This window comes from Yoonia sp. SDW83-1, from assembly GCF_046762885.1.
GTDB lineage: Bacteria > Pseudomonadota > Alphaproteobacteria > Rhodobacterales > Rhodobacteraceae > Yoonia.
The window spans coordinates 1-700 of sequence record NZ_JBKQXO010000054.1 but is presented as its reverse complement, the minus strand read 5'-3'; the positions used below and the strand labels follow the sequence as shown (position 1 = coordinate 700).

Below are 700 nucleotides of genomic sequence, written 5' to 3'. Positions count from 1 at the left end.
TGCACGCGAGAGGCAGGTAGGGTGCCGCGCCCTCATGTCAAGCACTTGAGCCGATCACATTCAGCCCCGTTTTCGTGATCAGCACGGCCCTACCCAAACGTCATTGCAGCGACAATCTTAGCTTCATCAAACGAAACGCAGACCCGCTCTGCACAACATCACACACTCTCTGCCCACCCCGGGCCACACGACTGAAAAGGAAGAAAACCATGTCCGTTAAAACAATCATTTTCGCCGCCGCCGCCGCTGCCGTCACCGCCACTGCAGGTGCCGCCGACACATATTTCGAGCAAGGCCGCACATTGGAAGCCGGCAACGTACTTGAGCTGGGTCTGATCACCGCCGAAGGTGCTGGCGTGGTCGAAATCTACGACTATCGCAATGGCACGCAAGGCAAGCTGCTGGGCACTGAGCGTCTGAACGCCGGCGCCAACACCAACACCCGCGTCAACACCGGCCTGCCCGCAAACCGCGACGTGATTGCTGTGGTCAAGATCGACGGCCAGATCGCCGCAACCAAAGCTTTCGACATCAACTAAGTCGTCTGTCGGGGCCGGCGCATGCCGCCGGTCCGCCTCTCCTCTGAACGCACACTCTCTCACAGAAACTCTGAAAAAAGGATAAACCTCATGTCTTTCAAATCAATCGCATTTGCCGCTGCCGCCGTTGCCGTGACCGCCACTGCCGGGGCTGCTGACAG

General features: G+C 58.7%; 1 protein-coding gene. It reads left to right on the top strand.

Annotation, left to right across the window (positions count from 1 at the left end):
- Positions 1–209 precede the first annotated feature (209 nt).
- Positions 210–539, top strand: coding sequence for a hypothetical protein (locus ACFWW4_RS22705; RefSeq protein WP_393929866.1), 330 nt, complete (start codon positions 210–212; stop codon positions 537–539).
- The last annotated feature ends 161 nt before the right edge of the window (positions 540–700 follow it).

Coding starts and splice junctions, on each gene's coding strand:
- ACFWW4_RS22705 (WP_393929866.1), top strand. CDS start 210: ATGTCCGTTAAAACAATCATTTTCGCCGCCGCCGCCGCTGCCGTCACC.